At 71.1% G+C, this 12,696-nt stretch carries 11 protein-coding genes and 1 pseudogene; 10 read left to right on the top strand and 2 right to left on the bottom strand.

The features are described from left to right. The first annotated feature begins 7 nt into the window (after positions 1-7). From ACIBLC_RS38005 to ACIBLC_RS37970, 8 genes are read left to right on the top strand one after another with little or no spacing between them, the layout of a single operon-like run. Positions 8-715 carry an SAF domain-containing protein gene (locus ACIBLC_RS38005; RefSeq protein WP_399216036.1) on the top strand — a complete coding sequence of 236 codons (708 nt, stop codon included), beginning with the start codon at positions 8-10 and terminating at the stop codon, positions 713-715. Beyond that, entirely contained in the window at positions 715-1,539 is an 825-nt protein-coding gene (locus tag ACIBLC_RS38000) for a hypothetical protein (RefSeq protein WP_399216035.1), read from the top strand. The genes ACIBLC_RS38005 and ACIBLC_RS38000 overlap by 1 nt, the downstream gene beginning before the upstream one ends. After that, complete coding sequence (locus tag ACIBLC_RS37995; protein WP_399216034.1) at positions 1,529-3,025, top strand: CpaF family protein; 1,497 nt, start codon at positions 1,529-1,531, stop codon at positions 3,023-3,025. Before ACIBLC_RS38000 ends, ACIBLC_RS37995 begins: the two co-directional genes overlap by 11 nt. Next, entirely contained in the window at positions 3,022-3,972 is a 951-nt protein-coding gene (locus ACIBLC_RS37990) for a type II secretion system F family protein (RefSeq protein WP_399216033.1), read from the top strand. Before ACIBLC_RS37995 ends, ACIBLC_RS37990 begins: the two co-directional genes overlap by 4 nt. Continuing rightward, a complete protein-coding gene (locus tag ACIBLC_RS37985) occupies positions 3,969-4,853 on the top strand; it encodes a type II secretion system F family protein (protein WP_399216032.1) in 885 nt (294 codons plus the stop codon). The genes ACIBLC_RS37990 and ACIBLC_RS37985 overlap by 4 nt, the downstream gene beginning before the upstream one ends. Positions 4,854-4,890: 37 nt before the next feature. Next, the gene (locus ACIBLC_RS37980; protein WP_399216030.1) at positions 4,891-5,106 is read left to right on the top strand and encodes a hypothetical protein; all 216 of its coding nucleotides are present in this window, start codon (positions 4,891-4,893) and stop codon (positions 5,104-5,106) included. Then, positions 5,106-5,531, top strand: coding sequence for a TadE/TadG family type IV pilus assembly protein (locus ACIBLC_RS37975; protein WP_399216029.1), 426 nt, complete (start codon positions 5,106-5,108; stop codon positions 5,529-5,531). The genes ACIBLC_RS37980 and ACIBLC_RS37975 overlap by 1 nt, the downstream gene beginning before the upstream one ends. Beyond that, complete coding sequence (locus ACIBLC_RS37970) at positions 5,528-6,043, top strand: TadE/TadG family type IV pilus assembly protein (RefSeq protein ID WP_399216028.1); 516 nt, start codon at positions 5,528-5,530, stop codon at positions 6,041-6,043. The genes ACIBLC_RS37975 and ACIBLC_RS37970 overlap by 4 nt, the downstream gene beginning before the upstream one ends. 57 nt (positions 6,044-6,100) lie before the next feature. Here ACIBLC_RS37970 and ACIBLC_RS37965 read toward each other — a convergent pair whose 3' ends face one another. Continuing rightward, positions 6,101-7,042, bottom strand: coding sequence for a pentapeptide repeat-containing protein (locus ACIBLC_RS37965; RefSeq protein ID WP_399216027.1), 942 nt, complete (start codon positions 7,040-7,042; stop codon positions 6,101-6,103). A 186-nt stretch (positions 7,043-7,228) separates the two neighbouring features. Between ACIBLC_RS37965 and ACIBLC_RS37960 the strand changes: the two genes are divergently transcribed. Both ACIBLC_RS37960 and ACIBLC_RS37955 read left to right on the top strand, forming a co-directional pair. After that, the gene (locus tag ACIBLC_RS37960) at positions 7,229-7,675 is read left to right on the top strand and encodes a pilus assembly protein TadG-related protein (RefSeq protein WP_399216099.1); all 447 of its coding nucleotides are present in this window, start codon (positions 7,229-7,231) and stop codon (positions 7,673-7,675) included. After that, a complete protein-coding gene (locus ACIBLC_RS37955) occupies positions 7,675-11,106 on the top strand; it encodes a hypothetical protein (RefSeq protein ID WP_399216026.1) in 3,432 nt (1,143 codons plus the stop codon). Before ACIBLC_RS37960 ends, ACIBLC_RS37955 begins: the two co-directional genes overlap by 1 nt. A gap of 283 nt (positions 11,107-11,389) precedes the next feature. On the opposite strand, the pseudogene ACIBLC_RS37950 reads toward ACIBLC_RS37955, so the two are convergent. Next, positions 11,390-12,696 (bottom strand): annotated as a pseudogene (locus tag ACIBLC_RS37950) (hypothetical protein); the annotation flags it as partial.

Genomic DNA, 12,696 nt, shown 5'->3' with positions numbered 1-12,696 from the left:
CACAACGGTGAGCAGGACCCAGGTACGCACAGACACACAGCTGAGCAGCCGACCACAGCAGCAAGAGCAGGTGGCCCGGGCGGTGACACCTCCGCGGGTGTCGGCCCGCCGTCGGCGGCCGGGCGTCATCGCCCTGTCGCTGGCGCTGGTTGCCGCTGGCGGCGCGGGCGTTGCGGTCCTGCTTCTGCAGGTCGGGCACCGCACCGAGGTCGTGACCGTCGCCCGCGATGTCCAGGTCGGTCAGGTTCTCACCGAAGCCGATCTGGGCACGGCATCCGTGGCACTGGACCCGGCCGTCGAGGCGGTGCGGGCCAGCGCCCTGGACCAGGTGGTCGGCAAGCGGGCCGCCGTCGAGCTCAAGCCCGGCTCCCTCCTGGCCGACTCCCAGGTGACCAGCGACGTGCTGGTCAAGCCGGGCGAGCAGTTGGTGCCGATCGGGCTGAAGCCCGAGCAGGTCCCGGCCACCGCTCTGGTGCCGGGCCAGAAGGTTCTGCTGGTACACGTCCCCGCCCAAGGAGCGACGGACGCCGAAAAGGATCCTGATAGCGGGCCGGAGACCGTGCCGGGCCGGGTGGTGAAGGCCTCCGGTGCCGCGCCGGGCACCGGTGTGGTGGTCGTCGACGTCGCGACCTCGGCCACGGACGGTCCCACGGCCGCCGCCTGGGTGGCCGCGGGCACCCTGCGCCTGGTCCTCGCCGCCGCGGACGGCCGCTGATGGCCGTCGTAGCCCTGGCCGGATGCAGTGGCGCGCCTGGTGTCACCACAACTGCCCTGGCGCTGCTGCTGTCCTGGCCGCTGGAGCCGGGTCGGCGGATGATCCTGGCCGAGTGCGATCCCGACGGCAGCGCGGTGCTCCACGGGCTGCTGCAGGGCACGCTCGGCGACCGGTACGGGCTGCGCAACCTGTCGGTCGCCGCCCGGCAGGGCGATCTCGGCGACAGCTTCTGGCGCCAGCTGATCGACCTGGGCGGCGAGGACGGAGCCAGGGAGGCGGCGCACGACCGGCTGCTGCTGCCCGGCATCACCGACCCCGCGCAGGCAGCGAGCCTGGGGTCGGTGTGGAAGGCCCTGGGTGTCATCTTCCGAGGCATCGACGCGGAGCACGGCCACGATGTCCTGATCGACCTCGGGCGCCGTGGCGCCTTCGGCCCGTCCGGGGAGCTCGCCGAGCAGGCCGACGCCGTGTTCGTGGTGGTCCGCAACACCCTGCGCAGCCTGCAGGCCGCCGAGGGCCGGGTGCGGGCGCTGGAGGAGCGGATCGGCGGTGTCGGCGTGGTCCTGATCAACGAGGGCCCCTACCCGGCAGGTGAGGTGCAGCGGGTCCTGCAGGTTCCGGTCGTGGCGACGTTGCCGTATGCGCCGGGCGACGCCCGGGTGTTGTCCGATGGCGCGGAACAGCCCCGCCGGTTCGAGAGGGCGGCGCTGATGAAGGCCGCCCGCACGTGCAGCACGTTGCTGGTTCAGACGGCTGCGGTGCGCCGGGCACGCCTGGATCCCGGGACGCGGGCTGCGGGAGGCGAGGTGGCCCGTGCGCGGTAGGCCTCTGCACACCGAACCCGTCGCCGCCGTCCCGTCCGGGGCCTCTCGTCCGGTCCGCCGTGCGAACGTCTCCCCCGGCCGGAATGTCGGCAGTGTGGCCGGCACGCAGGTCCTCGGCACGGCGGGGCCTCAGGCGACGGTCGATCACCGGGTGGCGCGGCACATCGCGGCGCAGGTCGCCAAGCAGCGCGAGGAGTTGCTGAAGGCGTCACCGGACGTGGGCCGGGACAGTGAGGAGCAGCGCTGCCTGGAGTGGATCAATGAGGCGGTCGCGTTGTGGTCGGACGCGCAGGCGATGGCCCCGGCGGAGGATGCCGCCCTGCGGCGTGCCGTCTACGATCTGCTGTTCCGCGCGGGCCGGTTGCAGCCCTACCTCGACGACGAGCGCGTCGAGGACATCATCATCCAGGGCCCGGGCGAGGTGTGGCTGGACTACGGCGACGGTGAGCGGCGCATGGTCGGGCCGATCGCCGATTCCGAGGAAGAACTCCTGGACCTGCTGCGGGAGCTGGCCCGGGGCTCCGGGCACAGCGAGCGCACCATCTCCACGGCGAACCCGACGCTGGCCCTGTCCCTGCAGGACGGCTCCCGCCTGCAGGCGATCACCGGGCTGGGGCCGATGACCTATGCGGTCATCCGCCGGCACCGCGTCTCCCACGCCGGGCTGGACGACCTGGTGCGCCTGGGCACCATCGACCCGGTGCTGCGGGAGTTCCTCGGCGCGTGCGTCCGTGCGGAGAAGAACATCATGATCGCGGGCAAGCAGAAGGCCGGGAAGACGACGCTGCTGCGGGCGATGCTCCGCGAGTTCGACCCCGAGACACGGTTCGCGACCATCCAGACCGAGGACGAGCTGTTCGCCCACGCCAACGGCTACCACCGCCAGGTCGTCTCCCTGGTCGGACGCGAGTCGAACGGAGAGCGTGACGCGGCCGGCCGCAGCGCCGGTGAGGTGACGCTCCTGGACCTGATTCACCCGGCGCTGCGGATGTCGCTGGAGCGGATCGTGGTCGGCGAGGTTCGCGGCCGCGAGGTCGTGGCGATGATGCAGGCGCTGACGAACGGCTCCGGCGGCAATCTGTGCACCATCCACGCCCGGCGCCCCGGGATCGTCTTCGACCGGATCGCGGAGCTGTACGCGCTCGCCCAGGAGAACCTGTCCGAGCAGCTCGCCTACCGTCAGACGGCGAACGGTCTGGACTTCATCGTGTACGTCGACATGACCGATGAGACGCGGATCGGCGGCCGCCGTCACCGCTATGTCTCGCACGTCCTGGAGGTGACCGGGATCGGTGAGTCCGGGCGGCCGGCGACGAACGAAGTGTTCTCACCCGGCGCCGAGTTCGGGGAGTTGCGGGCGGTGCCGCGGATGGACCCGGGCTGCGTCGATGACCTGCGCCGTGTCGGCTTCGACTCCGCCCTGCTCCAGCAGCCCTACGGGGCCTGGGCGGCGCCGCTTCCGCTGAAGGTGGTGGCGGGCCGGTGACCGTGGTGTGGGGACTTCTGTGCGGCATGACCGCGGTGGCCGGGCTGATCGGCGTCGTCGCGGGGGCCGTGGGCACCACCGTGCCGCGCGGCGCCACGCTCGCGCAACGGTGGCGGGCGTGGACGGCCCGGACCGGGCAGGGCGAGAGCGTGCAGGGCCGTCGGCGGGCCACGGCGGCTGTGGCCGGCGTGGTGTTCGTCGCGGTGTGGCTGGTCTCGGGCAACTTCGCGGGCGGCGTGCTGCTGGGTGGTGCGGTCATCGGTGTTCCGTGGCTTGTCAGCCCGGCCCGGATGGCGCAGGAACGGATTGGCGAGCTGGAGGGCCTGTCGGAGTGGACGCAGCGCCTGGCCGGTCTGCTCCGTCTGGGGATGGGCCTGGAGCAGGCGATGATGACCAGCCGCCAGGGGGTGCCGGAGGAGATCGCCCCGCAGGTCATCAACCTGTCCGACCGGCTGCGGCTGGGGTGGCGGCCGGAGGGCGCGCTCCGCGCGTTCGCCGATGAACTGAACGACGTGACCGCGGACCGGGTGGTCGCCGCGCTCATCCTGTCCGTCAACGACCGCGGTCCCGGCCTTGCACACGGGCTGGAGGACCTGGCGGGCACGGTCCGCGAGGAGGTCGCCAAGAAGCGGGACGTCGAGGCGGCGCGGGCGAAACCCCGCACGACGGTGCGGTGGATGACCACCATCACCGTCGGTGTCGTGGTGGCCGGGTTCTTTGTCCCCTCCTACACCCGTCCCTACTCCACGCTCCTCGGCCAGCTCGTCCTGGGCTTCCTGACCGCCACCTTCATCGCCGTCCTCGCGCTGATGCGGCAGTTGGGCGTGTTCCGCCGCATCCCGCGGTTCCTGGTCACCGACCCGTCCAGCGCGGTCCGGCTCCCGGCGCCCGCCCCGGATGCGGACGCCCCTGCTGCCGGCCGGGAGCCCGAAGGAGTCCTGTCGTGAACCTGGTTCCTGCTCTCCTGGCCGGTGGCACCGTCGGCGCCGGGACCGCGCTTTTTGTGCGGGAACTCCTGCTCCCGCAGGCGGCGTTGGGGCCCGCTCTCGCGCGCAGCGCCCCGGCGGCCCTGAAGGCGCCCGCGCCTGAGCCGGACCGCGACGAGGCGTGGGGGCGGTGGCTGCTGTCCCGCCTTGAGCACCTCCCCGGTGTCCGGGTCCCCACGAAGGAGCTCGCGCTGCTCGGGCAGGGGCCGGGCCGGTTCATGCTGAAGAAGACCGCGCTGGCCGCGCTCGGCCTGTTCTGCCCGGTCATCGCGACGATCCCGTGGATCATCGCCGGGGTGGGCCTGCCCTTCTATATGCCCGCCGGTGTCGGCCTCCTGGCCGCGGGGCTGCTGTTCATCACCCCCGATCTCGCCGTGCGCGACGAGGCGAAGCGGGCCCGGGAGGAGTTCGCGCACGCCCTGTCCGCCTACCTGGACCTGGTCGCCCTCAAGCGTGCCGCCGACGCCGGGCCCGGCGAGGCGCTGGAGAAGGCCGCCGACGTCGGCCGGGGCTGGCCGTTCCTGTATCTGCAGGCGGCGCTGCGCCGGGCCCGGATGGAGAAGATCCCGCCCTACCAGGCGCTGTCGGAACTGGCCGCCGAGTACGACCTGCCGGTCCTGACCGACGTCGCCGACATCATGCGCGGCTCGGCCACCGACGGCGCCGCCGTGTACCAGGCGCTGCGGGCCCGCACCGCAGCGCTCAACGCCGAACTGCTCGCCGTACAGGCCACGGAGGCGAACGCGGCCAGCGAAAAGATGACCGCCCCGGGTGCCCTCCTCGCGGTGCTCGTGATGCTGCTGATGGCGTTCCCCGCGGTGATCCGCATGCTCGCCGTCTGACGCCCACCCCCCCTCATTCACCGAAGGAGTTGAGATCATGAAGACCATCGGAGCCCGCGCGATCGGCGTGGTCCACGTGTGCGGCATCCGGCTGCGCTCCCGCCTGCAGAAGGCATCGTGCCGGCCGGACCGCGGCGACGTCAGCATCACGACCGTCATCATCTGGGCGGCCGGCATCACGGGTGCCGTACTGATCGCCGGAACGATCACCATCGTGATCAACAAGTACAACGGCAAGCTCACCGGCCTGTGATGTCCGCCCACGATCGGCTGAAGGCCTGGTGGGAGGAGCGGCGTTGGAGCGACGACCGCGGAGACACGTCCATCCAGATGGCGATCGTCTTCCCGATCGTGCTGCTCGCCACGATCGCGGTCGTCCAGGCGTCCCTGTGGTTCTACGCCCGGCAGATCGCCCTGACCGCAGCCCGCGAAGGCCTCACCGCCGCACGCGCCTACCAGGCCGGGCCCGCCGACGGCCGGGCGCGGGCGGCGAGCGTGCTGGGGCGCAGTGCGGGCGACAGCCTGATCGGCTACAGCATCGCCGCCGGCAGCGACGGGCAGCGGGTGCGGGTGCAGGTCTCCGGGACGGCCCTGTCGATGATTCCGGGCCTGCCGGGCCTGCACCTCAGCCAGTCGGCGTCCGGCCCAGTGGAGCGCTGGACCGTCCCGGGAGAGTGAACCAGGTGCGAAGCAGGGCCCGATGGACCAACCGATGCTGCGGTGATGAGGGCAGTGCGGCGATCGAGGCCGCCATCGTCCTCCCCGCGCTGATCATGTTTCTGTGCCTGGCCATCGCCGGGGGCCGCATCGTCACCTCCGGCTCAAAGATCGACTCTGCGGCCGAGGACGCCGCACGGGAGGCCTCCATCCACCGCACGGTCGGCTCTGCGCAGCGCGCCGCGCACGCCGCGGCCGCGGAGTCCCTCAATGACCAGGGCATCAGGTGCTCGTCGACGAGCGTCAGCGTCGCAACCGGCGGCTTGAGCGTGCCTGTCGGCCAGGTCGGGACCGTCACGGTGACCGTGACCTGCACGGTCCCCCTCTCGGATCTGCTGCTCCCGGGCGTGCCCGGGGCGAGGACCCTCACGTCGACGGCGTCCTCAGTAGTCGATCAGTACCGGCAGCGAACTGCGGGGCTCGTTCCCTCTGAGGTTTCTCGGTTGTGGCGCCCAGCTCCCCGAGGGAGGTGACCAATGCCCGATTGCCGTCTTTCGTACGCGTCTCTTCTCCTGGCGCGGCTGGTCAGCCTAGAGCCGGCGCGCCTCTGGCCAGATGGTCCTGTCGTCGGCTTGGACGTCGGCAAGGTCAGCACCCTCCAAGTTGGCATGCGCCAGGTTCGCCCCTTTCAGGTCCGCGCCACGCAAGGTTGCTCGCCGCAGATCAGCGTGTTCCAGGTGCGCATCGCGCAGGTCTGCGCTCTGCAGACTGGCGCCCCGCAGGTTGGCGTAGCGCAGATCGATGTCCATCATCTGCCCGCCCTCGAAGTTGCTATCGGGCATGTAGGCACGGAACAGGTTGGCGTGTCGCAGGTTGGTACCTGCCATCTGTGCCCCCTCGAGCAGCGCCCTGCGCAAGTCCACTCGCGACAGGTACAACGTGTACTCCTGAGGGTGGCGCTGGCGGCGACCCAAGACGAACAGGGCAGTCTGCACGTCTGGTGCGCGGGCGGTGAGCCAGGGCACGCGAAGGTCCACGGTGGCGGTGGGGTGTTCGGGTCCGTCAGGAGCGCCGACCGCCCACCGCGCATGCTCTCGGATGAACGCGCTCAGAATGTCCGTGACGGTAGGGCGGTCATCGGGAGAATTCTTCGCAACTCGTTCAAGGGCATATATGCCTCCAAGCCGGACGTCGAGCGTTTCGCTGCCGAGATGGTCGATGGCGCGCGTGAAGCGTTCTGTGATCTGCCCTTCGCGGGCAAGTCTCAGTTGTTGCCAGCCGGCCGCTGCACCGGCGACGACGACCAATCCGCCTATGGCCTGCAGCAACTGGCCGCGGAAGTCGTTCTGGATCTGAGACTGCGCCTGTTGCAGGTTCACACGCTTCTCTTGGTCGGTTACGTGCCCGAGCTCTCGCGAGGTGAGGGGTGGATAGAGCATCCCCGGAAGCCAGACGATCGCGGCCAGCGCAACCAGAACTGCAACTCCACCGAGCGTTTCGAGCACCCGATGGTGCACGCGCACCGCTATCACATGGGTTCCCCTCTGCCGACGAGGTCGGAGGCAATACCTTGCCCACTCGCAGGCCCCCTCAGTCTCAAAGTGGCGTGGGCGTCCAGTGATCGCACCCCCACACGAAACGGAGCCCACTCCATGCACTGCGCACCGCATTCCGTGGCGAGTAGCCGTGAGGGATGGCCGAAGGCCACGGTGGAGGTGATCCACCTGCAGACGCGAGAGCCTTGGTGGGGCGGTGACCGGGGTGGCGTCACCGTGTTCGTCGCCGTGTGCGTCCTCGCGCTGATCGCCATCATCGGCGTCGCCGTCGACGGCGGCAGCAAGATGCGGTCCACCGAACGGGCCGACTACCTCGCCGGTGAGGCAGCCCGGGCCGGCGGCCAGGCCATCGATCCGGCGAAAGCCATCAGCGGTACCGCGGTGGTGGTCGCCCCCCAGGACGCCCAGGCCGCCGCCCAGGCGTACCTGTACTCCGCCGGAGCGACGGGCACGCTCAGCGTGTCCGGCGACGGAAAGACCCTCGCCGTGACCGTCACCGGCTCCTACGACACGAAGTTCCTGTCGGCCGTCGGGATCGGCTCCCTGCCCGTGACCGGACACGGCTCAGCCACCCTCCTGCACGGCGTCACCGCGCCCGAAGGATCCTGATGACGACCACCTCCTCTCCCGCCGCGAACGCGGGCCGCGCCGCCCGCCGGATCCTCAAGGCCGTCATCAGCCTGATCGCCCTGGCGGCCGCCGTCGCCGGCCTGCCGTATCTGCTGGCCTGGGCCACCCCGGTCATCTGGGCCGCCACCCACGACGACCTCACCCACCTGCTGGACCGCCAGGACACCGGCGCGGTCGTTCTGCTGTTCCTCGCCGCGGTGGGCTGGATCGGCTGGGCACAGTTCACCTTCTGCGCGGTCCGCGAGCTCATCGCTCAACTCCGCGGGCGGACCTGGCACGCGCCCCGCGGGCTGGGCGCGTCACAGCGTGCCGCGGCTCTCCTCATCGGCAGCATCCTGGTTCTCCTGCCCACCGGTACCGCGCTGGCATCCGACGCTCATGCCACTCCCTCAGCCACCGTCGCCCACCGGTCCGGTCAGCCGGCCCGGTCGCCCCAGGCGACGTCCGCGCCTTCCTCGTCAGCGTCGACGACGTCAGCTCCGGCCGCGGCCGCACCGACCACGTACACGGTGAAGGAGACGCGGCCGGCGGAGAGCTTGTGGGGGATCGCGGAGCAGGAGTTGGGCGACGGTGAGCGCTGGCGTGAGATCGCCGCCCTGAACAAGGGCAGGACCATGGCCGACGGAAACACGTTCCAGCCCAGCAGCTTCCTTCAACCGGGATGGCGGCTCCTCATGCCCGACACCTCAGGCCCTGCGGACGGGATCCGCACGCAACAGGCCGCCACCGCCCCGGCCACCGAGACGCCGCAGTCCGAGCACGTCGTCACGGTCCGCCCGGGCGACTACCTGTCAAAGATCGCGGAGAAGGAACTCGGTGACGGCGGTGACTGGCCGGCGCTGTTCGAGGCCAGCCGCGGCACACACCAGCCGGACGGACTACCTCCGATCACCGACCCGGATGCCATCTACCCCGGACAGCAGGTCACCGTGCCGGGAGCCGCCACGGTCGATAAGCAGCCCAGCGACGACCAGGAGCACAACGACTCCCAGGAGAGCGCTCCCCCCGCCAGCCACGCACCCCGGAACGGTCAGGAACCCGACAGCACGCCGGCCTCCCCTCAGCAGCCGGGCGCGTCCACGCCGGCGTCATCGGCCCCGACCACGCCCGGCCGGTCAACCACAGAGCACCGCCCGGGTCGGGCCGCTCCTTCTTCCACGCCATCACTGTCCGCAAGCAGCGTGCCGACCGCGAGCGCGGCACCGCACTCTTCCGGCTCCGCTGGCCTCTCGCCCGCCGCAGCATCCAAGGACCCGTCGACGGCGGACAGACCACCGGGCCTGCGCACCGTTCTCGGCGCGGGTGCCCTGCTCGCCGCGGCCATCACCGCGGCTCTCGCCCTGCGCCGAGCGCTGCAGCGCCGCCGCCGCACGCCAGGCCAGAAGATCGCCATCGCCACAGAGACCTCCCCGGCGGAGGCCCTGCTGGCAGCCGCCGCCGAGCCGGGCGGAGCGGTCCGCCTCGACTGCGCCCTGCGGACCATGGCCCACCACTTGCGCCAGGACGAGACACCGGTCTCCCCTCCCCCGCTGCGCGCCGCGCGCATCGGAAGCCGCACGGTTGAGGTACTGCCCGAAGACCTTGCCCTGGATCCGTACACGCCCTTCGCCTCCGGGACAGGCGGGTGGTGGACGCTCGCCGCCGACGCCGTCCTCCTGGACGAAGACGCCGCCCGCGAAGTTCCGGCACCGTATCCGGGCCTGGTCACCATCGGCAGCGCCGAGGACGGCGACCTGATCCTCGTAGATCTCGCCCGCGTCCCGGCCCTGCTGCTGGACGGCAACCCCGTCCACATCACCGAGGTGTGCACCTCGCTCGCCCTCGAACTCGGGATGAGTCCCTGGGCCGGTGAAGTCGAAGTCGTCACCGTCGGATTCGGCGAAGACCTGCCTCAACTGCTGCCCACCGCACGGATCGCCCACATGCGGCAGCCCGCGCACGCGCTGCGTGACGTAGGTGAACGGCTGCTGGAAGCACACCAGATGCCCGAATCGAGCCGCCAGCCGTACCTGTTGCTGTGTGCCGCGGTCCTGGACCCGGACGAGGCCTGGGGCTTCGCCGACATCATCGCCAAGGCCGGACCGGTACCCGTCACCCTGGTCGCGCCAGCGAGTTCGGCGGCCGCGCAATTCCCGGAGGCGGAGATCCTCAACGCCTCGCTCAACGCGCCGCAACGCCTCGAGCCCGTCGGCACCGACATCACCGTTCAGCGCCTGGAGCACGCCTCCTACCTCCAGATCACGACCGCGTTGAAGCTGTCCGCGCAGCCGGCGCACTCCGCTGAAGGGTCCTGGCGGGACGTCCCAGCCGAGCCGGACCACGTCCAGCGGCCCAACGACGAAGAGAAGGCCACGTACGATCCGGCTGCGGTCGCCGAGGCGTCGCCCGCCGATGAAGACGCGCATGATGACGTGTTCCCCGCTCTGCTCGCCGCCACCGTCAACCCCTCCGCACCGCCGCTGCAATCACGTGCGCCACGCGCCGAGACAGACACGGACCGGCCTCCGTCCGCAGCCGCTCCGGACGCCGCGCCTGCCGAGAACAGCAACGCGCCGGCCCGGGACGGCGGCCCCGGCCGCGGCGAAGCCGAGGACAGCGATCCGGACCCGCGTGAAACTCAGGCACCCCACCCACCAGAGATCCGCGTCCTCGGGCCCGTCACGGTGACGGGCGTCGACAGCAACGGCCACGGCCCTCGCATCGCCCAACTCGCCACCCTGCTGTACTTCCGGCCCGGACGCAGCGCCCACATCGTCTGCTCCGACATGGACCCCGTCAGCCCCTGGACCCTGAGCACCCTGCACGCGCGACTGCGCGGTCTGCGCCGTGCCCTCGGCAACAACCCCGACGGCATCCCCTACGTCCCGCGCCGCAAGGCGGCGGACGATCCCTACCACCTCTCCCCCAGCGTGCGGTGCGACTGGACCCGCTTCGAAGGACTCGTCGAACGCGCACTGCCGCTGGGCCACGCCGGCCTGCCCGACCTGGAGGAGGCCCTCGCCCTTGTGCAGGGCCCGCCCTTTGCCGGCAAGCCGCTGCCGTGGGCGGAGCCCTACCAGCAGGAGATGATCACGAGGATCGTCGACGTCGCGCATACCGTCGCCACCTACCGCACTCCGGCGGGCCCGCACCAGGACTTCACCGCGGCTCGCCGGGCGGTCTCGAGCGGCCTCGACGTCGACAACACGGCAGAGCTCCTCTACCGGGACTGGCTACGGATCGAGCACTCCGCTGGAAACCGGCAGGGACTCCACACCGCCATCGCCCGCGTCCAGCAAGTCAACCGAGCCCTCGACTTCTCGCTGGAACTGGAGACCGAGCACCTCATCAATGAACTCCTCGACCGCACCGGCTCCGCCGGGCGCTCCAGGAAGCGTGAGATCGCGGCGGGAGCGGCGTCGCCTCGGTAGCGACCAGACTGGACTGGCTGACGCTGGCGGCGCGGCGCGGGGGTGCGCGAGCGTCGGTGTGCCCGCGTAGGGGGGCGAGTGCGCACCTGGGCTGACGACGGGAGAGTCGCCCGATGGCGTGCGGTTCGACCCACGGGACTGCGCAACCTCAGCGGCGGTGTTCCGGGATCCATCGGCACCGCCGCCCATGGCGGATCACTACGGCCACGCTTCGAGTGTTCCCGCAGGTCAGAGCCACAATGCGCAACTCTTTAGCGCGGCGAACGATTGTGTGCAGGTTCCGCTACTGGGCCGATGCCTGACGCACATCCCGCGGAATGGCGTGCCAGCGGCGCTCGAAGTCGACCAGGTCCGGCTCGATCAACTCGGCCGTGACGGCAGCCTTGCGCACTGAGATCTGGCGAGTTGCGCATTCGCGTTCGACGTCCTGCGCACTGGGGACCGCGGTGTGTTCGCGGAGCGCAGCCCAGGCCGCGTAGATGCGGAAGCCGGGGAGGTATCGGCGAAGGGTGCTCGGGCTGACGCCCTGTCCGCCGCGCCCAAGGACGCCGTGCTGCTCCGCGAGGAAGACGGAGAGCTGTCGGTCTCGGGGCTCCTGGCCGTACTGCGTCAGGTAGTCGGCCCAGGCGAGGTAGTAGCGGTCGACGGTCGTCAGTGCGCCCCTCTCCCCCGGCACCGCCGCCGACTCGTCGGCCTCTTGCTCGTCCTCGACAGTGGGGTCAGGCGACTCGTCCTCACCCTCGGAGCCGGGTCCGATCGGGACCCGGATCTCTTGCCGACGCGCCCCCGCTGCATTCGGCACGGCACCCTCACTGCGCTCATCCTGGAGCCCGGCCTGCGACGGGACCGACGAAACCGCAGCCGCCGCGTGACCCTCGGGGGCCGGTGAGGTTTCACCGAACTCCCGCTGCCAGAAGTCTTCGACGAATCCCTCGATGTCCGAGCCCGCGAGCGGCCTGCCGCCAACAGCGGTGATGCCGTCGCGCTGGAAGACGAAGCCGGCGAGCTCCTCCGCGTCGGGATACCGGCCGGACTCTCGGACGTAGGCCTGCCAGGAGCGGTAGAAGAACTCCTCCCACTCGACGTCGCCGCCTGTCTCGACGGACTCCGCTGCGGGGTCCTGCTCCGTGGTGGCCTCATCCGTCGTGTAGCGCTCTCGCAGAGTGACGAGGATCGGGTGGAGTTGCTCGTCGGAGAGTGGGTGTCCGGCGCCGGTGGTGATGGCGTACCGGTCCTGGAGGAAGGCCGCGAACTGGCGGGTCGTGGGCTCCATCTGGAAGTGGGTGCGCCAGGTCTGGTAGGCCTCTGCGCACACGCCGTTGGCGTCGATCTGCTCGCCCAGCGACTGCCTCGTGTGGCTCGGCTGAGCGCCGGTGGCGACGCTGGGTTCCGCAACCACGGGTTTCGGGAGGGCGAGCCGCTCTCCCCCGCCGTCGGCCGCGGGGTCAGGACCGTCGGGTGCGGCTGGGAATTGCGGTGGTTCCGTCGCGGGTGCCGGCGCGGGGGGCAGCAGTACGGGTTCGATGCCGGCCGCCGCCAGGCCCGCGGGGGCCGTCTGGGCGAGGGGGACGCCGTACTTCGCGAGCCGCA

Source organism: Streptomyces sp. NPDC050535 (assembly GCF_044457665.1).
GTDB lineage: Bacteria > Actinomycetota > Actinomycetes > Streptomycetales > Streptomycetaceae > Streptomyces.
Note: the sequence above shows the minus strand (reverse complement) of the source record. Positions and strands in the feature narration are given on the sequence as shown.

Coding starts and splice junctions, on each gene's coding strand:
- ACIBLC_RS38000 (WP_399216035.1), top strand. CDS start 715: ATGGCCGTCGTAGCCCTGGCCGGATGCAGTGGCGCGCCTGGTGTCACC.
- ACIBLC_RS37955 (WP_399216026.1), top strand. CDS start 7,675: ATGACGACCACCTCCTCTCCCGCCGCGAACGCGGGCCGCGCCGCCCGC.
- ACIBLC_RS37975 (WP_399216029.1), top strand. CDS start 5,106: ATGTCCGCCCACGATCGGCTGAAGGCCTGGTGGGAGGAGCGGCGTTGG.
- ACIBLC_RS37980 (WP_399216030.1), top strand. CDS start 4,891: ATGAAGACCATCGGAGCCCGCGCGATCGGCGTGGTCCACGTGTGCGGC.